This is a genomic window from Hydrotalea lipotrueae (assembly GCF_019249625.1).
Lineage (GTDB): Bacteria > Bacteroidota > Bacteroidia > Chitinophagales > Chitinophagaceae > Hydrotalea > Hydrotalea flava.
This window is the reverse complement of sequence record NZ_JAESDL010000006.1, coordinates 55,866-81,413: the sequence shown is the minus strand read 5'-3', so window position 1 is coordinate 81,413 and position 25,548 is coordinate 55,866. Positions and strand designations below refer to the sequence as shown.

The following is a 25,548-nucleotide window of genomic DNA, read 5'->3' as shown; positions in this document are numbered from 1 at the left end:
CTAAATAAATAAATATATTTTTACTTCCTGCTGTGCGGCAATGAATGTCCACTCTTCTTCCAGCTCTATCCAACAGTTCGCCTTTCCCAATGCACTTAACTGATAAGAAGCCTGTGCCGGCAAAACAGTTACTTCTCCTGATTCATAGTATCCTTTCAGGAATTGTGTAAGCGGAATTGTTTTTTTAAATGGTGCTTTTAAATGGGCAGTAGTTGTTTGAATAGTATGGGTTCCACACAATTGATCGATGGCGGGCAATACATACTGATACAAACAGGATAAAACTGCACCCGGATTTCCCGGCAAACCAAATACCAGCCGGTTTTGCTGTGTCCCAAAAAACAATGGTTTCCCGGGTCGTTGCTTCACTTTATGAAAGTGCTGTTCTATACCCGCTTTGATACAGGCGGCAGGAACAAAATCATAATCTCCCGCACTTACGCCACCGGTCAGTAATATCAAATCATATTCTTGTACCGCAGCATTAATGTTTGCAATGGTATCATTCAGGTCATCTTTTAAATAATGCACTGCAATATTTTCAATACCGGCTTGTTTTAAATGTGCCTGAATGGCGAATGCATTAGAGTCGAACACCTGCCCAAATTGTAAGGATTGGCCCGGCTGTACCAATTCGTTTCCGGTAAGTAAAATAGCAACAGATGGTTTTTGAATAACAGGCACGTTTGTAATACCGGCACTGGCCAACAAACCAATATGTGCCGGACGCAGAACAGTTCCTGCTTCAATTAAAACTGTATTTTTTTCTATATCGGAGCCTTTTTCCCGAATGTGATCGCCCAACTGAACTATACGATCGGATTGTATTTGAATAGATTGGTTAATTAGATTTACATATTCTTTTTGTACAACGCAATCGGCACCATCCGGTATAGGGCCTCCGGTATAAACGCGAATGGCCATTCCGTTTTCTAACGTTAATTGTTGTGAAGTTCCGGCAGGTAATGCATCCTGAATGAGCAATGTTTTTTCTTTTTCAACATAATAAATAGCATAACCATCCATAGAGGATTGACGAAATGCAGGAAACTGAATAGGACTTACGATGGTTTGTGCCAATGCATAGCCTGGTGCTTGAAGAATAGGACGTTCTATTGTTGGCAATGTTTTAGAATGACTGTTGATAATTTGTTTTGCTGTTGCTACTGAAATCATATTGCTACTTATTAACCGCCAATGGCAATCATACTTCTGTTGTGTAATGAATTGGCATCAATTAAATTAAATTGCTTGGAAAATTGTCCGCCCAGCGCTTTGTGTTTGGTTAAAAGATTCTGCCGTATAAGCGGTAACACATCCTGATGGTTGCGAAGTGGTGTTAATAAATCTGTTTCCTGTTCTGCAAACAAACAGTTTTTCATTTTGCCATCTGCAGTTAAACGAATACGATTACATCCTTCACAGAATGGTGCGCTCATGGTGCTAATTACGGCAAAAGTACCGGCATAATTTTCAATACGGTATTGTTTACTGGTATCGTGTACATCATTTTGTATGGAGATGGTGGTATGCTTTTTTTGAATGGTTTCCAGCATTTGTGCCCAGGTAACCAATTTATCGCTTTTCCATTGATTTCCATCAAAAGGCATAAACTCTATAAATCGAACGTCAATGGGGGTATGTTGTGTCCATGCCACAAAATCCAATAGCTCATTGTCATTTACTCCTTTTACCACTACTGCATTTACTTTTACTTTAAAGTTGTGCTGTAACAATGCATCAATATTTGCTTTTACCCGTTTAAATTCATCGCGGCGGGTAAGTTGTTGAAATTTTTCTTTTTGCAAAGTATCTAAACTAATGTTTACAGATGAAATGCCAGCCGCTTTAAAACTTTCTATAAATTCATGTACCCGAACACCATTGGTAGTAATGGTTAATGTTGCCGGCAGGCTGCTCAGTAATTCAATAATTTTTGGAGCATCTTTCCGAACCAGTGGTTCGCCACCCGTTAATCTTATTTTGGTGATGCCTTCATTCACAAAAATTTTGGCCAGTTCTAAAATTTCATTCGGCTGCATTAATTTGGCCGATGGCATAAAAGTATAATCAGCCGCCGGCATACAATAAAAACAACGAAGGTTGCAATTATCGGTCAGTGAAATACGTAAATAAGTATGTTTACGTTGATGGGTATCATTTAGCATTGCTTTCATTATTAAGGAGGCAAAATTTTTCATAATCCTCCGGTGTATCAATATCAAATTTCCCTAAAGGAAAAGCAATAGTAGCCACATCTTTTCGGTATTGATGTACTATTTTTCTGGCACCCACATCTCCTTTCAGTTCTAATAACTTTGCAAAATATTGTTCTGCAAATAAAACTGGCGTGCCAATAATGCCATCATATTCTGCTGCTACAATGCCTTTTTGTGTATGTTGTTGCAAGGTTAACATGTTTTGTAAAAGGGTACTATTCAAAAAAGGCTGATCACTTACCAGCAAAAACAAATGTGTGACGGGTAATGGTTTTTGCATAACGTACTCAATCCCTTTTTGAATAGAAGTAGCCATCCCCTTTTGCCAGTTTTCATTGTACACAATATCCACATCCTTTTGCCAATTCATTTGTTCCAGAATAAGTTGGTGATAAAAGCCGGTAACAATCAGCAAATGTTGCGGCTGTATTTGTTTCACCTCCTGAACCAAATGCAGTAACAGGTTGGTAGATTGATACGGCAGTAACATTTTTGCTCGTCCTATTCGGGTTGCTGCCCCTGCCGCCAGTATGATTACACCGGTACTCATATTGTGGCAGCATGAATGGGTAATGACTTCTCTCTTAAATGAATGGGTGATTGTTGATGCATCACCGACATAATTTCTGCAGCAATGGAGAGTGCAATTTCTGCTGCAGTTTCTGCACCTAAATCCAGCCCCGTTGGTCCATAAATAGTTTGTAGCTGCTTTTCGTTGTAGTGAATACCCTGCAGTTCTAAATCATGTAACATTCTGTTTCTTTTTGTGACTGGCCCCAATAAACCAATATAAGGTAATGGTGTGGATTGCAAGGTTGAGAGCACAGCCAAATCATAATTATAATTATGCGTCATTAAAGCAACGGCAGTTTTGGCATCTGCCTGTAATTTTCCTGCTACTTCTTCAGGTTTACTTATCAAGATTCGATTTGCCATAGGGAAGCGTTGATGGGTTGCATGTGTTTTTCTTCCATCAGCTATTACCACATCCCATCCCAGCGTTGCTGCTATCTGCGCCAATGGCATCACGTCATTGCCAGCACCCACAATTACCAACTGAATGGAAGGCTGCACCCATTGAATAAAAAATTGGTGTTTTTTCCCCTCCCAAGCAACCATCACATGATCCGATTTTTCTGTTGCAATAACCGAGGCAATCGGTTCTGCTAACTGTTGTTGTAATGAAAGTGGTAGAAATTCAGCAGTAGTAGTACCGAAATGCTGATCATCTTCCAGTGCATAACCGCATATCAGTTGTGCAGGTTTTCTGTCGGCCACGGCTTTGCGTAATAGCTGAATAGGGGCATGTTCATTGGTATCGTTGATGCATAAGGGTTCAAACAATATTGAAACAATGCCATTACAACCTAATTGAATACCCAGTTTAGCATCATCTTCATCGGTAGTATCATACACCACTATTTTCTTTTTATCCTGATGCATGGCCAACAATGCTTTTTTCAAAGCATCACCTTCCAAACATCCGCCGCTGATGGCACCGGTTAATTCGCCCGTTTCATTCACCAACATTCTGGCACCGGGCCTTCTGTAAGAAGAACCATCCACATGCACCACAGTGGCCAATGCTGTTTGTTGTTGTAAACGGCAAGCCGCATCATACGCTGCAATAATATCTTTTATTTCTTTCATGCCGCTTCATGTTCTGCTGCTTATTCACGCAAGTGATTCACCTGTTCCGGAGTAACCATTCCCTTTAAGCGGTTGCCCCAGCTATTTCTGGTATAATTTAAAATATCCGCAATTTGTTCGCTGGTTAAATAATCCTGTGCCGGCATAATATTGTTAAACGATACCCCATTCACAGTAATTGCACCGGTTTGCCCTTTTAATACCACATTAATTAATTCAGCTATCGGCTTTTGCATAAAATCTGATTTGGCCAAAGGCGGAAAAACGCCCTCCTGTCCCTTGCCATCTTCCATGTGGCAATTTTGGCAATACATGCCGTATGCTTCCTTACCTCTTGCTATGCTTTCTTTCAATAATGCCTTGTCCTGTTGAAAAGAAACAGCCAAAACGCCAAGCGTTAACAATGCCATGCTACTGATTAGTTTTTTCATGTGTACATTTTATGTTTCCATTGGTCTTATGAAATAGCAGAATGATTCGTCCGGTTAGTTTGTAACATTCCACGGGGCTATTTCATGCACAATTCATTTATACTTGAATGGTTAAACAATATGGTTGATATCAAAAGGCAATTTGCGAATTCTTTTTCCGGTGGCTGCATAAATAGCATTACAGAGTGCCGGAGCAAAAGGTGGCAAACCCGGTTCGCCCACGCCTTTTATTTTAGGACCGCCATTGGCAATAATGTGCACTTCAACCGGTGGCATTTCATTGATGCGTACCAATGGATTGTTGTTGAAATTACTTTGAACCGTTTGACCATTGTTGAAGGTAATGCCATTTTTAATGGCGGCAGTTAAAGCCATAACGGCAGCTCCCTGCACCTGCGCTTCTACCGTATCGGGATTTACCACCGTTCCCAAATCAATTACAGCGTATGCTTTTTCTATTTGAATGCCATTACCTTTTTTTGAAACCTCTACCACATAACCGGCCAATCCTGCAAAAAACTCCCATTGTGCAACACCCCTGCCCCATCCTGCCGGTAAAGGTGTTTCCCATTTAGATACTTCTTTTAGTTTTTGCATAAGGGTTTTGGTGTCAGTATCTTTTGCAAGCATATCTAACCGAAATGCCATGGGGTCTTTTTTAGCTGCTACCGCCATTTCATCTATAAAACTTTCATGCGAAAAAGCCAGTGTAGTACTGGTAACCGCTCGCCATGCAGCCAATGGAACCGGCATATAATGAAACACGTACAAATTTTTCATATTCGGAATTTCGTATTTCTGTTCACTAATACCTTCCGTCATAGTGCCATTCGACTTTGTTTTATCGTAATTTTTATTGCCATCTAAGGTTGGTGCAATTACTTTGTGTTGAAAGGCTAACGGGTTACCATTTGCGTCTAATGCACCTTTAAATGCCGAAAAAGTCATGGGGCGGAAGGGACCCATTTTGGTATCATCCTCTCTTGTCCATAATGATTTAACGGGTTTGCCAATTTTTTTACTGAGCTCAATTGCTTCTTCTACATAGTCGGGATACAATCTTCTTCCAAAACCACCTCCGCTAAATAATACATGAATGGTGATGTTTTCTTCAGGAATATTATACTTTTTAGTGAACTGATCCATAATTCTACCCGGTACTTGCGTAGATGCCCAAATTTCAATTTTATTGCCATCATACCAATTACAAACACAATTCATAGGCTCTATGGGCGAATGTGAAACCACAGGTGTTTCATAAAAGGCTTCTAATTTAACCGGCGCTTCGGCAAAGGCTTTATCAAAATCACCTGATTGATGGTCGATAGCCCCTTCTTCTTTAGCCGATTGGCGTAAGCTTTCAGCAAAATCTTTTGAATTAAAGGATTCATTCCCATCATAATCCCAGGTAACTTTCAATGCTTTTCTTCCCTGCAGGGCTGCCCAGTAATTTTCAGCCAGTACTGCAACACCCACGGAATGATGGCCATTAATATCGCGTTCACAGGTTTCAACTCCAATTACGCCTTTCACTTTTTTTGCGGCTGTATCATCATACCTCACCAATTTTCCGCCAAACACCGGGCAACGCTCAATAGAGGCATATACCATACCGGGCACTTTTACATCAATACCAAACATTGCTTTGCCGGTTGATTTTAGAGGAACATCTGGCCGTGGATACCGTTTACCTAGTATTTTAAAGTTTTTTGGATCTTTTAATGTTGGATTTTTAGGCACTTCCAATTTTGCGGCAGCAGCAGCTACATCGCCATATCCCAAAGTTTTGCCTGATGGACGATGCATAATTTTTGCATTATCGGCATAACATTCACTTACTGGTACACCCCATTGCTGCGCAGCAGCCATCACTAACATTTCTTTGGCGGCAGCACCAATTTGGCGCATTTGCATATAACTGGTTCTTACCGATGCACTACCTCCGGAAAACTGGCCATTGCCATATTTTTTTTGCCCTCCGGTTTGTTGAATGGTAACGCCTTCTAATGGTACTTCTAATTCTTCTGCAATTAATGACGGTACAGATTGATAAACCCCCTGACCAATTTCGGGACGGGGATTCATGAGGGTTATTTGTCCGGTAGGTTCTATGATTACAAAAGGCGATAAATCATACCTTGAACCGGCTCCTGTTAGCTTCTGTAGTGCTTTCTGTTTTTCCAGGTAAGACTGGGTAATTTTTTCAATTACAGATTCTCCATTTGCTTTTAATGATAGGCCAATCATAAGGCCGGTGCCTGTAAATCCTGATAATTTCAGGAAATTACGACGATTTATGGTTGAAGTAGACTCCGACATATTTTGATATTTTTATGGATTAAGCGTTCATGATTTCTGAGGCACGATGAATGGCAGAACGGATGCGCTGATAAGTGCCACACCTGCATAAATTTCCCTGCATGGCAGCGTCAATATCGGCATCAGTAGGTTTGGGCTTGTTTTTTAGCAGTGCTGTAGCACTCATAATTTGACCCGATTGGCAGTAGCCACATTGTGGTACTTGCAATTCAATCCAGGCTTTTTGAACGGCCTGACCAGCTTTGTTTTCATCTAACCCTTCAATGGTGGTAATATTTTTACCTGCGGCAGCAGCAACCGGAAAACTACACGACCTAACGGGAGTGCCATTTACATGTACGGTACAGGCACCACATTGTGCAATACCGCAGCCAAATTTGGTGCCTGTTAAATCAACATAATCTCTAATAGCCCATAACAGAGGCATTTCAGGTGCCACATCAATTGTATAGGTTTTATTGTTTACGGTTAAAGTAATCATGATTTACTTTTTTTATAGATTGAAATATTTTTTTTACAGAACAGTAGCTTTGAAACGATTTCATAAAACTTGGAATGCTATAATCTCCAAACAAAACGAACATACCGACCATGCAACAATCAAAGTTTAAATTTAAGCAAAACAATAGCGCAAACAAAACATTTGTACTGATGTTTAAATTTTAACAGAAAAATTAGACTGAGATAAATTTTTATATACTGCTTCGAGGATGACGCCAAACCGCCGTTATTGGATATAACGATTTTTGCATGAAAGGTTACAGCATTTGCTGAATTTTTTCTTTCACAGGTACCCGCCAAAAACGGGTTTCAACCGATACCATACACTTAGTTTTTCAACACCCGTTTTCTTCGTAATTGCTTTAGGGTATTTTATATGTAACATCATTTTGAAGCTGTTTCTTTGCAGGGTAAAATTTTGTACCCTAAACCCACTGGCAAATTGAGGACAGGGGGCATAATTGAAGCAATATTTAATATTATATTAAATTATATGTTTTATTTTCTGTCTTAAAATTATAAATTTTAGACGATAATTTTAATAATTAATTATTTTTTTGAGAATTTTATCAAAAAATAGAATAAAAAATTAAATATTTATTTTAATAATTTATTTTGGACATCACGTTAAAATATTCATAAGTAATTGATTATAATATAGTTATAATTATTTTTTTACTTTGGATATCATAAATTGATATAAATTATTGTTTGTTCATAATAAAAGAAACTTGCACTTTTACATTGCACAGGGGAACAAGAGAGAAAATATTTTTAAGATTTTTCATATGGCAAGCAATCGTTAGAGGCTATTCTGTTTCTACAGAATGGCCCTTTTTTCCCCTAATTAAATGTAAAGCCTACTTGCAAATTTCCACCAACTGAAGCAGGTGCATTGTTACCAAAACGCGTTGGAAATGATATCGAAAACCAATAATCTACATCCTTTGTTTGTAAATACACTTTATTGAATACAGGGGTAAAACCATACCTGCCCTGAGTTTCAAATGCTAACCTTGGTACAAAATTAAACCCATGGTTCCCCCTAAAAATTATACCGGGATCAAAAAGTAAATTATTGGTCTTGCTGAATGGGGCACTGCCTTCGCTTTTATACCATTGTACTAAGGGCGTAATTTCATAACTAATACCAAATCGTTGATTATAGTATTAGTATATAATTCAAGTTTCCTAAAATAGAAGCATTTGAAACAGAATAATTTTGAGTTGCGAAAACAAAATTTCTATTCAAATGCTTTAGGACAAAGTTATTAGTATTTACTGTTTAGTGGATGATATACTCAAAGGTATCCATCATGTCGAACACAAGGAGCGTAAAGTAAGTGACAGTGAGATTATCAGCACGGCATTAGTGTCCGCTCTTTCTTTTAAAGGGAACCAGTTCCATGCCATCAATTATATGCGGACACATAATATGGTGCCGGCAATGATTGGCAAGAGTGGTTTCAATAAGCGGCTCCATAAGGTGGCCACGCTGTTGATGTGGCTGTTTTTGCATATTGGCAGGCTGTTTAAGTATATGTGTGCAGAGCTGGAATGCATTATTGATTCATTTCCTTTGAAAGCCTGTGATAACATACGTATTAGCCGCAGTAAACTATTGAAGGGTGAGCAATGGTGGGGTTTTAATGCCAGTAAACAGGAATACTTTTATGGTGTAAAAGTACAGTTGATTACAACCAAAGACGGCATAGCGGTTGAACTTTGCTTTTCGCCTGGCAGCGAACATGATGTGAATGCCCTGCAAAAAATGTTTATGGATTTGCCGCCCGAAAGTACTTTATTTGGAGACAGTGCCTACACGGCATACCAACTGGAAGGAAGAGCTATACAAAGAAACAGAATTGATAGAGCTGAAGATATGCAGGAAGGCAAACAGCAAAGGAGCAGACAAACCTTATCAGAGGTTTATAAAGAATATCATGAGAAAACGCATAGAAACCACCATTAGCGAAATTGTAGAACTGACATCTCAGTCAATTCATGCAGTTACAAAGGGTGGATTCTTGCTTAAAATATTACTATTCGTTTTTGCTTTTCAAGTAAAGGCAATTATTTAAAACAGGAAACCTGGATTAAGTATTATTTATCCAGACAGAATACCTTTTGAATTTATAAAAATGATGCCTTTATTAAAGCAAGAACGAAGCAATGGCGATGTGACATCAACATTACTTTTAAAAAAAGTTGGCCGGGCATCGAGCCCGACCAATTTTAGCAAGAACTTTGCTACTGGCTCTGTTCTATCAATATATTATTACACAGTTTATTTTACACTCCCTAAGCGGACCGATAAAATCATCCAAAACAAAAAAGTTATTACATTGAATGCATAATGCTTTTAAAATATAATTAGCGTATAACCTTATTCAGCCAAAAAATAAAACCAGCTTCATCATAACATTAGTTACCCGATCAGGACTCGAACCTGAACTATCAGAGCCAGAATCTGAAGTACTGCCATTATACGATCGGGTAAATTAAAATCGTGAACCCTGTGGTACAAAACTCGAACCACTTTTTAGCGGATTTAAAGCTGTTGTGCGAACTTTAAATAAAAAATACACTCAAAATACTACAATACAATATACTGATTTTCAATATTTAAGATACGGCACTATAGCATACCAGTTTGCAGTGCGTAGTCTAATAATTCCTTACACTTTTGAATCGGGAACCCATAAATAATCCTGGTACCAGTGTGTACTGCGCAGGCAAGAGCCACAATTCTGCATTGACTATCTAAAATAGGCGCACCACTGCATCCTTCATAATCCTCGCTATCGGATATTATCTGGGGAGCCAAGAACATATAAAATTCTCCTTTAGTGCGATGGAACTTTAAACTATGTTTCAAGGTTGGTATCATGGAAAGTTGTATTCCATTATAGCTATGCCTAACTTTTCCAAAGAAGCCATACCGTTCGTCTTTGGTTGGCATAGCAGCATCCTCCATAAACAACGGCAACTTTGTTGATGCTTCCACCTTAAATGCTTTAAAATCCATTTCAGGTTGCAGCAGCTCTATATTATGTTTAATTTCAGCAAACGCAATATCCAATCTTTTGCCTTGCTGTAATACCGATTCAAAGTCCTCCAGAGACATGTCTTTCGTTACCTTTATCTGATCGAAGTAACAAATACCTCCTATGGGTTGAATGATTGGCCCCCTCTTATCAAATGGTTGATTAGTCTCTAAAAAAGTGGTGTATCCTTCTGCATCAGTAACGTGCGAAACTGAAATAAAAAACCTTCGGTTTTCGTAAACGATTACACAGCAAGAACCAAAACCTTCTGGCTTGGGGTAATCTGCTTTTGCCAGAAAAACTTGAATGGATGCTCTAACCATCAATTCGGCGTCTGTCATAGAATCAGATTTTAGATGACATTGGGTAATCAAGAGGGATGCTCAACAATTCCTGCACCGGCTTGTCAATTACCATATAGGTCGGAAACTGTGCAAATGGGTTGTGTCGGAATGCGTGATCTACAGTTGTGGCTAAATTAGCCGTATTGGCGTTGGTAATATATACTCCTGACACTCTTGTAAACTTGGGATTATTTTTTGAACCAAAAAAACCATTTCCTGAAAGCTCTAATCTTTCATCCCGGTTGTCAGGAATATCACGCCAAGAAATTTGCAATGAGCCGTATAGCGCCTCCTGCACTTCTATAATATCAAGAGAAATGCTCTGCTTATTTAGACAAATAATGTACGGAGCATTTAATGCTCCATAGCGCGTAGCTTTTGATTCCAAAGCAGTAATTATATCCTCGCTATCATTACCTATTTGGGTAACGATCGGATGAGTGCCAATGGAACGGGAATTAGTTCCACGATGTAATGGCGATTTTGGAATTAACTGCAACTCTATTTTGACTTTATCATCATCATATACAATTTTAGGCATTGCCTGAAATCCACGTTGACTTAAAAGGTCTGTATATATATCAGGATCATACGATGAAATGGCTTGGTTAAAATAACGGACGATCATTTTTCCACTTGGCTGGCTGTTATCTTTGAAAACTATTTCATCCAGTTTCAACAAAAAATTCGATGCATCAATTTTATCCAACGAATCGAGAAGTGTATTCTTTTTCCTTTCAAGCGACCGCTCATCTTGGGATAGCATTGTCATGTGTTTTACCTCGATATAAAGAAACTCCCCATCTTTTGTAGCAAGATAATCCGGACGTTTTAATGTGCCGGGAATATCAGGGTGTATTGATAATGAAAATCCCAGTTTCGTGAATAGTGTATAAATATATAACTCATAAAATGCGGCATCAAATGAGGCTTGAAATCGTGTCTTTAGGTCTTGCTTTTCATCATCGGGATAATGCGAAAACCATTTTTCAAGTAGCTGTCTTATGACTTCCATGTCTTGCCTGGCACTATCGTTATAATACTGATAGGTATCTACGTTGTATTTAGCAGGCCCATCTAATGTTCTTTCTTTCTTTTCAAAAAGTGACATATCATTCATCAGACAATTTCTTTACAGGGTTTGAATAGACTGTTGCAAAATATAATATTTTGTTCTAAATAATTAATTCACTCTACCATTACCAAGTGCCGACGAAATTCTCGGATTTCCAGAACAGAATCTTACAACATTGGAGTGAATTACCGTAGATTTGAAAGCATCAAATTAATCTAAAATATGCTATCACCAGATCAACAGGATTTTTATAACAGGTGGCTTCAGAAAGCCGATAATATAGTAGATGGGGATGTTGCCAGCCTTATTGATAAATACGTAACCTTATTTATCAACTATAACTTCCTGTACAATATTGTTCCGATAAAAAAAGCTCAGGAAACTGGTAATGCGAGAGAACAAGTTGGTGACAGAGCGGGAGCTACTACTTTTACAATTGATTTTCTTGGAGCTGCTGCTATTGCCCATTATTTAACACAGCAAGGACTTGACAACCAAATCCAGGCATTATATCAGGCGATGCCTCATTTTAATATTGACCTGAATAGAGGAACACCGCAGCCCAACCGCGACCAACAACTTATCAATGGATTGCAATCAGCAGCACCTGCGACAAAAATCCTTGCTTTAATGAAAACGCTTTATTCAATCCGGTGTAACATTGTTCACGGAGAAAAGGGACTGCATCAATATCAGGAAATACTTTTGTCACCGGCAATTCAATTATTACGAGGAATAGTACCGCTGGTGTATGCCAGAGTAAATGCTTAGATAAAGCTCCCGGACGCATAAATATAATCTCTGACAATCGTAATGATTTAAAAGTATAACATGGACGAGAACAAATTACTTGAGGTTTGCTTTATGTTAGCGGAAGACTTAATGTGGGATAAGGATTCGGCTCCTATTGAAAGGCTTCCAGAAGATATTTCTGAATTAAATGAAATGACCAATAAGTTTATTGAAATCGCAAATCAAAATTATTATCAAGTGGAGGGTTTGCCGGATGGTGATGAGATACTTATTGGTGCTATCAGGTATTTGAATGTGCAAGCAATTCCTCCACTTAGAGGAAATTATGCCTGGTTTGCTAATTCTTTAAGCACTCTTCTTGAGATTTGCAATCCCAATAGCATAGTGAGAAGCGATGGAATACCTTTCCTTTTGAGCCTACAAAAAGGTATAATAAAACATCTGGAATGGGCTACAAAATCAGATGAAGAAGAGGAATCTTAGATGCTCATAGAAAGCAAGAACTGAAGAATTTACAAATTCATAATTGCAGCCTCAAATAAGGAAGACCATCTCCAGTAATATAGATGATTAATAATGCCGCAGCCTGTTATGCGGAAACGGATGAACGGACTAAAAAGGTAGTGAGGACGGTTTTGCATAAGTGGCTGCACCGCTTCTCCGCGCAGCGGTGTTCCGCCTACGGGGAAAGGAATGCCGATGCGCCGCCTGGGAGGTCTTTAGGCGACCTTTATCGGCTGGGTGGTAAAGTTGGCAAGGTTATGAAAGAAGCCCTTATTTTCTGTCATTCCGTTACGGAAAAGGCCCCATAGCAGGGAGCAACCCATTTGTGCAAGGGAGGGATTGATATACAGGTCTTGCTTGTCCAGAGCTTCTGCAAGTGAGCAGCTTGGTGTATTATCGTTTTCTTCGGATTGTTTCAGCAGTTCCCCATACTCATCCGTAACGAATGGCAGGTTTGCAACCGCCTCATATTTTTCAGATTGTGGTTGCCTAATACTTCCAATAGTGGACAATAGCACCTGCCCTGTGGACTGGCTATTGCCGAAATCCATCCAATATTTGGCTTGATTGCGGTATGCACTGTAATTATTCAGGCCTTTAAGTATTTCAGCTATTTCAAATCGTGCCTTTACACTGTCAACGCAGGAAATGTAAATACTTGCCTGTGCATGATCCGGCATCCTGTCTAAGCCATCCCTCTCAAACTTCGTAGTTTCTGCTTTCCAATATGTTCCAGCCCATCTGTTGGAACGGTTTATCAGGGCAACGGACTTATATAACCCTACCTCACATTCAGCAAACCTTTGTCTGCCTAAATTGGCATCCGTTACAATATCATCATCCCAAAGCCTAACCGCTAACCCTGCATGTCCCAATTCATTCAGGCTGTAATTCATTTCCAACAATGCTGTAAGCACCTTTGAACCCGTACCTCCAGCCCCTATCAGATTTACCTCGATGGGATTGGTGGGAGCAATCAGGTCATTGTCTGTAAAGTGTACTTTTATTTTATCCGTTTTCATCGTAGTATATTTTTTATTGTTCTGTCTGTCTTTTTCAATACCTCTTTTGGAAATGGCTCTCCAGTCTTCCGCAGTTTCTTCCATAGACTCACACAGTTACCGTGTATGGGGTTATGATTTTGCATCAGGTGGCTGAAATAGCTGTTAAAGAAATAGGCTTCCCATGCGGTTGTAAATTCCTCCAATGATGCAGACTTCCTGATATTGACATCCACCGTACCCATACATACGCTTCCTTCTGCATAGACATTGAAAAAAGGAGCATGATAAAGCGGTGTGTTTTCAGTTGGTTTCCTGACGCTTTTCAGGGCATAGATATGCAGCTTGTCTTTGTTGGCTATCCAAAGTAATGCGGGTACACTCGCATTACCGTTTGAAATGCCTAAACCTTCAACGAAAAAGAGATTTTTACAGGTCGCCTTTGTAAACCACATCACAAAACCGTTTTCCGAAGGGTCTGTGTAAAGGACATTTGAAGCGATGATGCCTTTGGGTTTCAGAAAAGCCTTACTGCCTTCTCTTGTAGTATCCAACGCCTTCGACAAACGCTGTGCTTCCTTGATGGTCAAAGGATGGGCATTGATAGGACTGCCGTTCTTATCCATATCAAAATATTCCACATACACTTCTTTACTCGTTCCTTTCGCTTCATAAAAAACCAAAGCCGTTTTAGGATGGTAAAGCGTTCCGATATTTTCCAGTACATCTTTCATAATAATTCGTTTAATCGTTATTCAACAGGTAACATAAATCGCCTATCAATGGGAATAGCCTGTTTTCAAATTCAAGACTGTAATCGGTGATTGCTGTACCATTGAACTCTTTTACTATGGTAGGTTCTTCTGTTGTACCACATTCATTGAACTCATTGTTTACACTTTCAGCAATCGTTTCATAGAGCCATCCCTTTGCATCTGCTATAAAGGATATATACTTTCGCATTGCAATTACTTCGTCCTCCTGTTCTTCATCATCCTGTATATATTTTGCGTTTTGGAAAACCGTTGTTGTAGGATAGACAGTATAAAGCGCAAACATTTCTTTCGCTACATGCAGACATTCACGTTCAAAGTTGTTCTTAGGCTTGAATGCCTTTATCCGTTCTGCAAACAAATCAAGATTTTTTCGGTTGAAAATTTTTTGCTCTATCTTTTCACCGCACCATTGAGCAATTTTTAATTCTTCTTTACGGCTGTCCAATTCTGCTTCATCGTCCTGCTCTATCCAATCTGAAATCATTTCGTATTGCCAATAGAGGTAAGCATCTTCCTGCCTGTAATAAGGTATATCCGCTACATGATACAGGTAAGCAAATACGGATAATAATAATCGGGCTGCTCTTTTTGTCTTCGATTCTTTGAGCATTTTATATAACGGTATAACGGGAATATAAAACAAGGTTGTTCCAGTATTATATTGTTCCTCGCTTATAAAAAAGGTCTTTCCCTTATCGTCCTGTACCAAACGCAAACAATTCCAGTTTTTAGTGTTCCGTTTTAAATGGTTCTCCACTTCCCATACCGAAAGGGCGATATTGTAGGGATAGTCAAACGTCCTTGTATCCATAGGCTCGAAGCCGTTGTAATGCCTGGCAACTGCACACAGGGAACAATAAAAATCAGTTTCTATTTTCTCCACTTCCGTAGCAGGTTGTACCGTTTTCATCGCCTCCAGTTTAGGCAGGAAAGTGGTTCTTAAAAAACCATTGGCAACATTTGTTGTGGTACTGACTTCCGTTTGTCCTTGCTTATTTCGTGTGCATCTTTTGTCCTTTGTACCCATGTTGTGAACTCGCCCAACTGCTTGTATAGTTTTTTTTGCCTTTGCTTTTGGTGCATTTGGATGATGCCCGATATAATATTGTGTTGCATATTCCATTGCTTTAAATTTTAAGATTAACCTTTTGTTCCCATGACGCTTTCAAAACGATACTGTACCGTATCATCTTCAATTCGTGGTGCGGATATTTTGGCAGTGGTGAGTATAGGATAGGTATTTGCATAGAAGTTCATCACCGCTTCCAAGCTCCATGAAGGTTCAGGGTCTGTAAGCCTTATATCCGTTCCGTTTTCTTTGAGCAGGAAAATCCTGTCTAAATGTTTTGCTATTAACATGACTTTTCGTTTTACAGGTTATTGATTTGTTTCTTCTTCCTCAACATTCGCTTCATCGCTTTGTGGCTGTTCATCAGTTACGGGTGTTGCAGTTGCACCAAACAAGTCAGGGGCAAATTTTGAGGATAAGGATGATTTTCGTTTGCGTATGGCTTCTGCCTGTTCCGGATATTCTGAAGGGTCAGGTACTTTCATCCATGCGTCCCTGTGCTTTCCTTCTTTTTCCAGTTCATCTACTTCTTGCATCGCCTCCCTGTATTTCTTCTCTTTGGCTTCTTTTTCTTTTCGCTCCCTGTCTGTCTTTTCCTTTTCCATAGCAGATTGCTTTTTCACTTCTTCCAACTGTTTCATAAAGCCTTCCATGTCCACCATTAAACCTGAAACGGTCTGTATGGGTGTTGTTATTCGTTCAAAGAAACCGTTGTCCAGTTCTTCGGCACTTCCTCTTAGATTGAGGGGCGGTATCAGTTTCCTTGCATCGTCCCCGCACTGCTCATTGTTGAGCATAACCGATACTATCCAGTTACTTTCTGCTCCTTTCCGTATCGTTACTTGCAGGTCGCCTGTTATATTCAATGCAGCTATGCTGCTGAAAAAATTTGTAGTTTCCATTGTCAAATGTTTTTTTGTTAAAAGAATTTCTGTACAGTCCTGTATAGTTTTATTCTATGCTGCGTTATCTAAACAGCCATCCCCACAGTCCCCAAATCAAAAGGGCTAATGCTGCCCACTTCAGCACCCATTCTATCGCAAGTGTGATTAAACCCACGAAATAGTTATTGAAATGCTGCAATCCCCCTAAGCCCCTGCGGTTGAATTGTCGCATACCGACAAAGAGCCTGATTGCCAAACCAACAAAAACCATAGTCGGGTAAGACATTGCCTGTAATAGTTTTATCAACGCTTCCATAACCTTGTATTTTATGAGTTAAATAATAGGTCTATGGCTAATGTAAACTTGGGATTGCTATGCTTCCTTACAGTAGTATATAAGGTCATACAATGCACCATATACAATGCGACATAGCCATCAAAAAGCTGGTCTGCAAATAAGCGGCTGTGCGTATGCAGACGTTTTCCATACTTATTTATCTTGTTCCTGACTTCCTCAACAAAGGATAGCCAGGCTTCTACTGTTAGCAACCCGTTTTCCCACTGGCTGCGTATCAACTGTTCGTCCTCCTGTATGGTAAGGCACATATTGTCGGTGTATTCCAGTAAGGCAGGAATTTCCTGCGGAAATAGTTCGTGCAGCAATTTTGCCTTCTCTACGTTTATCAAATTATTTAACGGTTTCATATACCTGTTTTTGTAAGTGGATAATAAGGACAGGCATTGCTGCCTGTCCTGTTACTTTAGTTCAGCGCAAGCACGTCTGCTCCGTCTTTTGCAAACTGGCTGCACAACTCAAATGCTCGTTGTGCTTTAGCCTGTGCTGTGCCTCCCATTACAATGGATTGCAGTTTGCTTTCATCATCCTTGTAATTGCGTACATTCTGATAGTAACCTGTCACCGCATTGTATGCCCCGAACACTGTTCCTTTGGTAGTATTCAACTGTTGTGTATCTGCCATCATTGCATAAGCAAAGGCATCTTCCACCGTATTTTTAAAAACGGTTGACAGTTCATCCTCTGCACCTTTTTTAAGTGCGTCCAATGTTTCCTTATTGGGGCAAAGTGCCAGTTGGATAAGTTTCTTTACTTCTTCATCACAGATACGCACCTTTGTCCATTGGTTGAATATTCCCTCCAGTTGTACACTTAGCTGATTAGCCAATCCCATTACTTTATGGGCGTTTTCCAAACGTTGTTTCGCACCTGATGTATGGCGAATGCGTACCACGTTAGACATATTGCCTAATGCTGCATTGAGGGTGTTTTGACAAACGACACGCACAGGTGTAAACGCTGCGGTAATACTTCCCGTGCCATCATGAGAGGTGGTCAGGAAGATGTATTTTTCGGTAATGTCATCACCGTTACCTACACGGATATAATCAGGAAGTTTAGCCGTAATAAATATGCGTTCTCCGTTGCCTAATGCTCCTGCGGTTTCGTATAGAATACCATCATCACCACCCACAATAGCATCGAAAAATGCAAAGGCGTCTGCATTCTGTACTATCTGATAATCCTTTCCCACTACGCCAAAAACCGTATTTGTATCAGTACGCATGGTTGCGAAATTGTCGGGCAGTAAGATGTTGCCACCTTCTTTTATTTCACCGTCATTGCTTATGCTTATGCCTGTGCCACGAGTATATAAGGGAGATTTGATAACCTCGAAATCAAGCCCTGCGTATTTGATAGCTTCGGCACTGGTGGGATATTGCTCTATTATCTGTCCCAAATTGTGCCATGCTTTCTGCTGTACGCTAAAGAAGCTGTATTTGCCTGTACGTTCGTTATAATTAAGATTATGTGCCATGATTGTAATTTTTAAAAGTTGATAAATGAAAATGAATGATTAAAAAGGCAAATCGTCTGTGCCATTGTTAGCAGGTACTGCGGAGTCGTTTCTGTTACCACCTGCTACGGTTTCAGACCGTTTACCACCTCCATACAATTTGATTTTTGATGTATGGAAATTGAGTGCTGCGTGCGCCTCACCATCTCCACCAATCCATGCTCTTGCACTCACCCTGCCATTGAGTTCTACCAATGTTCCTTTGGTGAGTACCTTTGCTACATTTGTTGAAATCCAGTAGGCGCAGTTGAAATACTCGGTGTGTTCCACTCGTTCGCCCTGTTTGTTACGGTAGCTGTCATTCACTGCTACGGAAAAATTCACTACCTGTTTGTCGCTCGGCAAGGTGCTGATTTGTGCGTCCCTCGTTAATCTGCCAATGATGTTCATGATTTTTAATTTTAATTGTGAAACCATTTTGTTTACTTTTTTTTTCACCCGCCTGCCCTAAAAGCATTTTTCCAAAAGAAAAAACGGGAAAAAAGAAAGCAGCGACAGAGTGGAGACGGAGGCGCGGAGAGCTATAAGTCCCGAAGGGTGCAAGCGCAGCGCAGCATTATGCGCTCGTAGCAACGAAGGCGTAACTATCTTAGCTGCCTTTTTACCCGTTTCGTTGGAAAATGCCAGAACAGGTTGGTTGCTATCTCAACCAATCAGGACTTGTTATTCACTTGTATAGTAAAGCATGAGGGGGATGTAAGGCGGTGAGGTACGAGCCGGTCCCGATGAAAGAGGGACGGAAGCGAAGCGTACCCTGGAATGACCCGACCCAAAGGGACATGCCCAAAAAAAGCCGAAGACAAAATCTTCGGCTAATGGACTTAGCTTATTTTGTTATCTACTATAAGTCTAATAAATAAGACAACCCATTCTTTCGCAGAAAGGAGAATGATTTTACTGGCAACGGAAGGTCGTCTTTCTTAAGATAACCGAGTGGAATCTCGTCTGCTGTTAAAATAAATGATTTGATAGTATAATTTTCGGCATTGGGAACCAGATCTTCCAATGCTTCTTTGTGAGAGTTCAGCCAATCATTGCGTTCGACATGCTTACGCATTTTTGCTTTTTTATCCTTGCCATCCCTCCCAAGATAGTCATCCATTTCAACTTTCATTTCGTGTACATTTCGACCGCCATGAATGTTTTTACATTCAATTGGATAAATGATTCGGTGCTCATGGTCAATCACAAACAAATCAATATCGCCATAATGTTTGTCAGCCTGTATATGACCTTTAGGAGCATCTTTGTCAATGTGGACTTCATGCGGTATAATTTGATATTCCGAGTTATCTTCAAACCATTTTTTAACGGCTTCCCTGAACGGATTACCCTTATCGCCTGATGCGGCTGCAAGCCAGCTTTTCATCTCTTCCGACTTTGCAGATGGAAGCTTGCTTGAAAATAGCAGAAAAAAAAGGTTATCAATGAACTGCATAAGATGCCTATATCCAAAGTAATAATGGACTACTCCGTTATTTGCCAATTTAACAAGGGGGCGTCGTATATACGATATCGAGCGGTTATATCTCCAGGGGAAAATATCAAGCGGAGTATATCCATCCGGGGGTGTCCCAATGCTCTTCCTTTTGAGCAAGGTTAATATGTCCAATGCTGTATTAATATCAGCACCAGTGATCCCTTCAATCTTTGAAAGCAGATCTTTCAGTTCAGCTTCTTCTATTATCATGCAGGATTGAGCCTTGACAAAACCTTCGTTTACTAAAGTGCCGATGATCTTGGAAAGCATAGTCAGTGTGATGCCAAACTCTGCGCTGAAGGCAGCATCGAGGGTCTTCGATTCCTCAGTTTCAATTGCTTCACCTGTTTTCCTTACTGCTACATAATTGTTTTCAAAATCCTCTATATTTTTAAATACTGCGCTTTCAGTTTTTGCAACGGCATAGGGTTTAAACGCTTCACGCTCTACGGTTTTATCTGTACCTATTCTTCCTGATGGCAGCAATCCCATTTTAGGATCATCTATTCCCATGCGCATAGCCTCGCTCAAAGCTCCCCACTCTGTGAGTTGGTTGGTGAGAGCTAACAGTTCATCAATGTCATCGAAATTGGGCCATACTTGTCCTGTAGGTATATCGGTTGCAACAAATTCAATCAAAGTTCTAGTTGCATGGGCAGTAGTTACGAGATTGCGTTCGCTATCCATCAATTCGTCTACTTCCGCCTTAAAATCGCTAAAGCAGGCTATCTTGGCAGGAATAAGTATTTCGCGAAACTCTCTTAGTTGAATACATTTCTCGTTCAGTTTGATTAACCAATTTAGAAGTCCAGCACCATCAAATTTGGCTATCCTATTAGTAATTTGTTCAATTAGGGCAGAAACAATATCATCACACAGTTTGATTTTGTCTTTTTTGTCGGCAATTTCTTCAGGGATAACGTAACCAGGTGGCAAGTAACTCACAAGATTGTCAAGAATATAGGAAACATCCGTATCGCTTACGTAGCGCACTGGAGGGACGTTTCGGTCGTCCATTTTAATATTTGCGGAGGCATCACTAAACAATAGCATCTTAGCACCAGCAGGACGTAAGGTTTGCTCTACCATAGTCGCAATCAGATCTTCGGTCAAAGTAGTGCTATTCCCAGAGGCCTTAATGTACTTTAAGACCCCCTGTAACGCCGCTGTGATCAATATTTTGTCAGCCCGATTATCGGGAAGCATGACAACATACAGGTAGTCAAAAGGAATAGAAATACGTATTCGTGGTGCGTCAATTTCAATCCCCAGTTCAACCTGGGCTATATCAACTTCCTTTATCTCAAACTGCTCGGCATTGAGTAATTCGTTTGCTGCGATTATTTCAATTTCAAACTGAATCAACTTCTGCTCATTAACGTACGGTGATAATAGTGGTTCCATTTTATTAAGCCAGAACGCCACTGCTTCACATGCGTAGGTAGCCCAGCTTTCCTTACTGGATTTCGTTTGCGGGCTGGTTATCCAAATTGGCATTCTGAAATTTTCTATTACTATGCGGTGGTACTTGCTGATCTCTTTTTCTATATATATAGGTGCATAGTTCTTAAAACGGGAAACTTTCGCATAAGCCAATTGCCCTTCATAAAAGATAGGCACAGCATGCTCATGCTGCTGTTTCTGTACTTCTCGCCTAAAATCATCCGAACTTCCGTTTACAATCATCATCATTCCTCCCATTGGATTGGCATCGTCAGAATGGAGCAGGCTTCCATGATTTCTTCGGTAAATAGCATAAGCATCCATTGTTCCGCCCATTGCCATTAGTCTTGTCAGTTCGTTTGTCCTACTATAGCACTTGGCAAATTTCCAGAGTGAGAGAGCATTGATCTTTGGAGAATGTGTAATGGTCCAGAGTTCCCGGTATTTCAATGCCAGCGACTGATTGCCGATTGAAGGTTTGCTCCACATGAAATAGTAGTCGTTCGCAGTTTCCCCAATGATATATAAACAGAACACACCGAAGGGCTGTTTTGAGTCAATTGTACTCAAAAACTGTACAACCTCTTTGGTTCTTTCCTCAAACGGATCGCCGGCCTTCTTCGTTTTCGGTAACATTTCTTTAGATGCTAACTGGCCTGTTTTAATATAGCATACATAGGCCAGCTTTTGGTTGTCAAACTGAAAAACAGCTTCCTTAACTGGTAGGTTAACGGGAGGCACTGGAAGCTGAATATCCGTTGCCAGCCAGCCGGTATTTGCCAATGCAACACAGGCAAGATGGAACTGCCGGTCATACAACAATTCCATAAGTTCATCGTAGCAACCATATTCGTTAGCCTTTTGGTAAACATAACCTATTAGCGCATTAGGAACGCCTGTAGGCATATAAAGCAAAACATCGTTATTAATTTCAACAAGAGGTTTATAGTTGACCACATTTTTCTCGGGGTCATCTTCCTCCAGTTCTTCTGAACCTGATTGTACCAGAAAGTCGTTGAGCACGCCAATATCGAATCGGGCTTTATCGCATAACTCTTGCAGGAAATCTTTAGAGAAATATATTGCATCGGTGAATTTCACTGCATTATCATACTGTGGAAATTCAATATTTCTTCTGCCTTCTGAATAGATATAAGGTAAGTGCCCTGCATCGTTGGCTACACTATTGCTCAAAAAAAGAAGTAGACCAATAGCATCGCGTACTGTTTTTACAAAGTCTTCATTGAGATTATGCTTATGTAAAAATATACACTCGGTTAGATGGTTTAATATATCGGTGAATCCGTCATAGATACCCGGATATACTATGTAATTACCCGATTCAAAAACAGCGATTTCGGTGAAAGCATTAGACAATGGATCTTCCATCATCGCACCATCTGTATAGTTTTCGATAACTTCTTTCAACTGCTCCCAGGTAGCTAAAGGTCGCTTATCATTTGGATTAAAGTTTCGCAGAGTTAAAAGACACAATTGTTCAAACCGAAAGTTCCTTCCATGATTGACTGAATGAAGCTGTAAGGCTCCTAACAAGCCCAGGAGCTGAACTGAATTATAATTTATTAAGAGGTCACTGAACGATATCTTCGTGATTGCCTTAGAGTTTGCGGTCGTACTTACCGCAATATTCTCCTGTTTCAGATGACAATGTTTATATTTTTTTCCACTCCCGCAGGGGCAGGGATCATTTCTTCCGATTTTGCCCATAGCAATATTAAATATGGATAAACAATAGCTTTGCAGTTTATTCATTATTAGACCTGATAAGACCTGAAGTAAAATTCTCAGATTCACTTTTCTCTTGCAATATTGGAAAGAGATGCTGCCAATACTTTTCTGCTAACTTCTTTTTTAAACCTTTGCAAATAATATAGGCCAACGTCTCTTCAAATCTGTTCCATTTGTCATTATATATTATTTCATTCCGAGCAGAATTTAAATCCAATCCATTTTCTCCCTGTACATCAAAAATAATCAGTATTGGTAACGGCCATTTTAGAGTTGATTTCTTTTCTCTATTGTAATACTCAGGAAATAGATTACCTGCATAATTTATGCCGTGTAAAGAGAATCTGGATTTAGATTTTGCGAGTGTACTATAATGTGAGCTTGATTTAATATTTCCTTCGTCATCAACGTCGATTGTCGAACTACTTTTATCAATCTCATTTATGCCTATCCTAATTTCCATGTTCAACTCAAAAGTTTCTTCGTCAATTACCACTTCTTTGGAGAGCTTATTAATAATCTTAACTGGAAGATTATCTTTTTCTAAGATTGCGACAACTGCGTTACCATAAAAACCATATTCATCTATTGTGATTTCTATCTCTTTTATATTTTCTTCTTCCTTCCATGAATAATCTTTTAATTCAGCAGCATTCAGGTTTTTGAAGTCGTTCTGCGTATAGGAAATTTTTTCTTTATCAGTCTCAATGTTTACTGTGAAAGGTGGATTAGGGAAAACATTCTGAACTGAATGGATGAATTGCGTTTCCGTCATTTTCTTCCAGGGATTCTTCTCCCTAAGCAATAATTTCGTGGCCGTCCCCGGTACTTTTTTATCACTTTTCAGAATGGTAAAAATGCTGTCATGGCCTTCTATTATTAACTTTAGTGGCCTATCATAATCAAATTGTTCCTTCAATCTTTTTGTTTCTACCTCTATCGTATCGGCAATCATAAAACAAGACAAAATACCTATACCAAATTCGGAAACCGGCGTAAAATTTAAATCAGATTTTGCTTTCAATTCATAAAAGTCCCTCGACTTGTAGAATGATGAGCCGATCTTTGAATAGTATTTTTCGATAATTTCTTTATTCATTCCTATGCCATTATCTATCACTTCAAGGAAATCATCGTCTCCTTCTGTATAGTATTTGACTGTTATTTCAGGAATATAAGGAACACCCCATTTTTCATGCAAAGCCATACTTAATTTGCAAGCGTCTCTTGAGTTTTGTAAAAGTTCCCTCAATGCTACTTCTGGGTTTCCATAAAGCTTGGTTCCCATAAGTAATTCTATTACTTGATTTTTATTAAGCTCAAAAGATGTGTTTTCATAATAATAGATAGGTTCACCTGTAATAATGTCCTTTTCTGCTTCAATCTTGTCCCGTGTTACCCTTACAGGCAACGAAATCTTGTAAGGATTCGGGGCTGTTCCAATTAGTTCAGGCATTTTAGCAAGAATAATTCCGCAATTTTTAAGTTCATCATCAATGTAGTCACAGAATTTTCTAATGCTCGCTTCAATAGCTGGATGATTGCATTTGGCCGAGAAAGTAATATCATCTCTGGTGATTTTCCATGCCTGCACTGCCCTGTGTTTTTGCCATTCTGTTAATGATACAGGATTGCGTACAGTTAAGTGAGAAAACAATACAGAAGGTGTTCTTTTCGCATCAAAGTCTAATAAATCAGCAAGTCTTAAAATGAGGCCAACAAATTGAACATTTGTGATAACATCTTCTGCACATAGATATGAGGTATCCATTTTTAAAAGAGCCATCGAGTCTTCATTATGACTAAAACATATTTGAGCGAGCACCTGAGTCAAATCTGTGTCCCCATACTTGACACGGTTTTTCCATTCCTTTGCAATAATTATTTTAGCTCGTTGTGCATGCGTTGTTCTTATGTATTCTGATATTAAAAAGTCTTCTAACAATCTCGCTTTTGCATCTTGCTTCTTCTCTTTAAATCGTACAATCTCTTCTAATTTCTCCGGATATGTTTTAGCAAATCTTTCATATTCCAGATACAGTGATTGTTCTTCCTCGTCAGGGGTTACATTTTTCCAATCTTGTTTCCAAGCTCTAATTTCATACTCATAAGGAGCCATGCCTAAGTCATGAAAGAAAGCCGACAGAATTAGAAGCATTAAGTCGGGGATAGACAAATCTGCAATTTTCTCTTCAGGAAGTAGTTTTTCCATATTATACAAAACGCGGAAGAGGTGTGCTCCATCGTGTAATGTATATTCGGGCATATATTTGATGATCAACTTAGATTTTTCGTAGGCATCTTTAACTCCATCCAAAACGATAGACGTGACCTGTGCCTCGACAATATTACCTTGCTTCAATGCTTTGTCCTTAAAGACCTGAAAAAGTTTGCTTTTTATGAGTAGAGCCTCAACTTCTGTTGTCATG

Annotated in this window: 23 protein-coding genes; 3 read left to right on the top strand and 20 right to left on the bottom strand. The window is 39.5% G+C overall.

Annotated features, from left to right (window positions below; translation table 11 throughout):
* The 7 genes from JK139_RS05760 to JK139_RS05730 form a co-directional block, all read right to left on the bottom strand.
* Positions 1–1,176: a molybdopterin molybdotransferase MoeA gene (locus JK139_RS05760; protein WP_218330780.1), complete on the bottom strand. Its 1,176-nt coding sequence runs from the start codon at positions 1,174–1,176 to the stop codon at positions 1–3.
* A gap of 11 nt (positions 1,177–1,187) precedes the next feature.
* The gene (gene moaA / locus JK139_RS05755; RefSeq protein WP_228733135.1) at positions 1,188–2,177 is read right to left on the bottom strand and encodes a GTP 3',8-cyclase MoaA; all 990 of its coding nucleotides are present in this window, start codon (positions 2,175–2,177) and stop codon (positions 1,188–1,190) included.
* On the bottom strand, positions 2,158–2,769 hold the full coding sequence (locus JK139_RS05750; protein ID WP_074419280.1) for a nucleotidyltransferase family protein: 612 nt from the start codon (positions 2,767–2,769) through the stop codon (positions 2,158–2,160). The genes moaA and JK139_RS05750 overlap by 20 nt, the downstream gene beginning before the upstream one ends.
* Complete coding sequence (locus JK139_RS05745; protein ID WP_074418473.1) at positions 2,766–3,869, bottom strand: XdhC family protein; 1,104 nt, start codon at positions 3,867–3,869, stop codon at positions 2,766–2,768. The genes JK139_RS05750 and JK139_RS05745 overlap by 4 nt, the downstream gene beginning before the upstream one ends.
* Before the next feature lie 20 nt (positions 3,870–3,889).
* A complete protein-coding gene (locus JK139_RS05740) occupies positions 3,890–4,300 on the bottom strand; it encodes a c-type cytochrome (protein WP_218330779.1) in 411 nt (136 codons plus the stop codon).
* 111 nt (positions 4,301–4,411) lie between these two features.
* Positions 4,412–6,619 (bottom strand): xanthine dehydrogenase family protein molybdopterin-binding subunit, encoded by a 2,208-nt coding sequence (locus tag JK139_RS05735; RefSeq protein ID WP_218330778.1) that lies wholly within the window; start codon positions 6,617–6,619, stop codon positions 4,412–4,414.
* 19 nt (positions 6,620–6,638) lie between these two features.
* Positions 6,639–7,100 (bottom strand): (2Fe-2S)-binding protein, encoded by a 462-nt coding sequence (locus JK139_RS05730; RefSeq protein ID WP_074418470.1) that lies wholly within the window; start codon positions 7,098–7,100, stop codon positions 6,639–6,641.
* A gap of 1,308 nt (positions 7,101–8,408) precedes the next feature.
* Between JK139_RS05730 and JK139_RS05725 the strand changes: the two genes are divergently transcribed.
* Entirely contained in the window at positions 8,409–9,092 is a 684-nt protein-coding gene (locus JK139_RS05725) for an IS982 family transposase (RefSeq protein ID WP_218330777.1), read from the top strand.
* A gap of 666 nt (positions 9,093–9,758) precedes the next feature.
* Here the strand turns inward: JK139_RS05725 and JK139_RS05720 are convergent.
* Together JK139_RS05720 and JK139_RS05715 are read right to left on the bottom strand one after the other, a co-directional pair.
* A complete protein-coding gene (locus JK139_RS05720; RefSeq protein WP_157444949.1) occupies positions 9,759–10,508 on the bottom strand; it encodes a hypothetical protein in 750 nt (249 codons plus the stop codon).
* A gap of 4 nt (positions 10,509–10,512) precedes the next feature.
* Positions 10,513–11,622 carry a hypothetical protein gene (locus JK139_RS05715; RefSeq protein ID WP_157444948.1) on the bottom strand — a complete coding sequence of 370 codons (1,110 nt, stop codon included), beginning with the start codon at positions 11,620–11,622 and terminating at the stop codon, positions 10,513–10,515.
* Positions 11,623–11,808: 186 nt separating this feature from the next.
* On the opposite strand from JK139_RS05715, the gene JK139_RS05710 reads away from it, so the two are divergent.
* Both JK139_RS05710 and JK139_RS05705 read left to right on the top strand, forming a co-directional pair.
* Entirely contained in the window at positions 11,809–12,357 is a 549-nt protein-coding gene (locus JK139_RS05710) for a hypothetical protein (RefSeq protein ID WP_054282584.1), read from the top strand.
* A gap of 60 nt (positions 12,358–12,417) precedes the next feature.
* Positions 12,418–12,822, top strand: coding sequence for a hypothetical protein (locus tag JK139_RS05705; protein WP_157444947.1), 405 nt, complete (start codon positions 12,418–12,420; stop codon positions 12,820–12,822).
* Positions 12,823–13,058: 236 nt separating this feature from the next.
* Here the strand turns inward: JK139_RS05705 and JK139_RS05700 are convergent, their stop codons facing one another.
* The 11 genes from JK139_RS05700 to JK139_RS05650 form a co-directional block, all read right to left on the bottom strand.
* The gene (locus JK139_RS05700; protein WP_228733134.1) at positions 13,059–13,949 is read right to left on the bottom strand and encodes a PRTRC system ThiF family protein; all 891 of its coding nucleotides are present in this window, start codon (positions 13,947–13,949) and stop codon (positions 13,059–13,061) included.
* Positions 13,862–14,578 carry a PRTRC system protein B gene (locus tag JK139_RS05695; protein ID WP_054282581.1) on the bottom strand — a complete coding sequence of 239 codons (717 nt, stop codon included), beginning with the start codon at positions 14,576–14,578 and terminating at the stop codon, positions 13,862–13,864. The genes JK139_RS05700 and JK139_RS05695 overlap by 88 nt, the downstream gene beginning before the upstream one ends.
* Positions 14,579–14,588: 10 nt before the next feature.
* Complete coding sequence (locus JK139_RS05690; protein ID WP_218330776.1) at positions 14,589–15,743, bottom strand: hypothetical protein; 1,155 nt, start codon at positions 15,741–15,743, stop codon at positions 14,589–14,591.
* Positions 15,744–15,760: 17 nt separating this feature from the next.
* Positions 15,761–15,979, bottom strand: a complete 219-nt coding sequence (locus tag JK139_RS05685; protein WP_054282579.1) for a PRTRC system protein C — start codon at positions 15,977–15,979, stop codon at positions 15,761–15,763.
* An 18-nt stretch (positions 15,980–15,997) separates the two neighbouring features.
* Entirely contained in the window at positions 15,998–16,591 is a 594-nt protein-coding gene (locus JK139_RS05680) for a hypothetical protein (RefSeq protein WP_054282578.1), read from the bottom strand.
* Between the two features lie 64 nt (positions 16,592–16,655).
* A complete protein-coding gene (locus tag JK139_RS05675; protein WP_054282577.1) occupies positions 16,656–16,889 on the bottom strand; it encodes a hypothetical protein in 234 nt (77 codons plus the stop codon).
* An 11-nt stretch (positions 16,890–16,900) separates the two neighbouring features.
* The gene (locus JK139_RS05670; RefSeq protein ID WP_054282576.1) at positions 16,901–17,278 is read right to left on the bottom strand and encodes a hypothetical protein; all 378 of its coding nucleotides are present in this window, start codon (positions 17,276–17,278) and stop codon (positions 16,901–16,903) included.
* Positions 17,279–17,334: 56 nt separating this feature from the next.
* Entirely contained in the window at positions 17,335–18,408 is a 1,074-nt protein-coding gene (locus tag JK139_RS05665; RefSeq protein WP_218330775.1) for a DUF932 domain-containing protein, read from the bottom strand.
* Between the two features lie 39 nt (positions 18,409–18,447).
* The gene (locus tag JK139_RS05660) at positions 18,448–18,837 is read right to left on the bottom strand and encodes a single-stranded DNA-binding protein (protein ID WP_054282895.1); all 390 of its coding nucleotides are present in this window, start codon (positions 18,835–18,837) and stop codon (positions 18,448–18,450) included.
* 451 nt (positions 18,838–19,288) lie between these two features.
* Complete coding sequence (locus JK139_RS05655) at positions 19,289–23,143, bottom strand: YecA family protein (protein ID WP_218330774.1); 3,855 nt, start codon at positions 23,141–23,143, stop codon at positions 19,289–19,291.
* Complete coding sequence (locus tag JK139_RS05650; protein WP_218330773.1) at positions 23,136–25,547, bottom strand: HD domain-containing protein; 2,412 nt, start codon at positions 25,545–25,547, stop codon at positions 23,136–23,138. The genes JK139_RS05655 and JK139_RS05650 overlap by 8 nt, the downstream gene beginning before the upstream one ends.
* Position 25,548 lies beyond the last annotated feature (1 nt).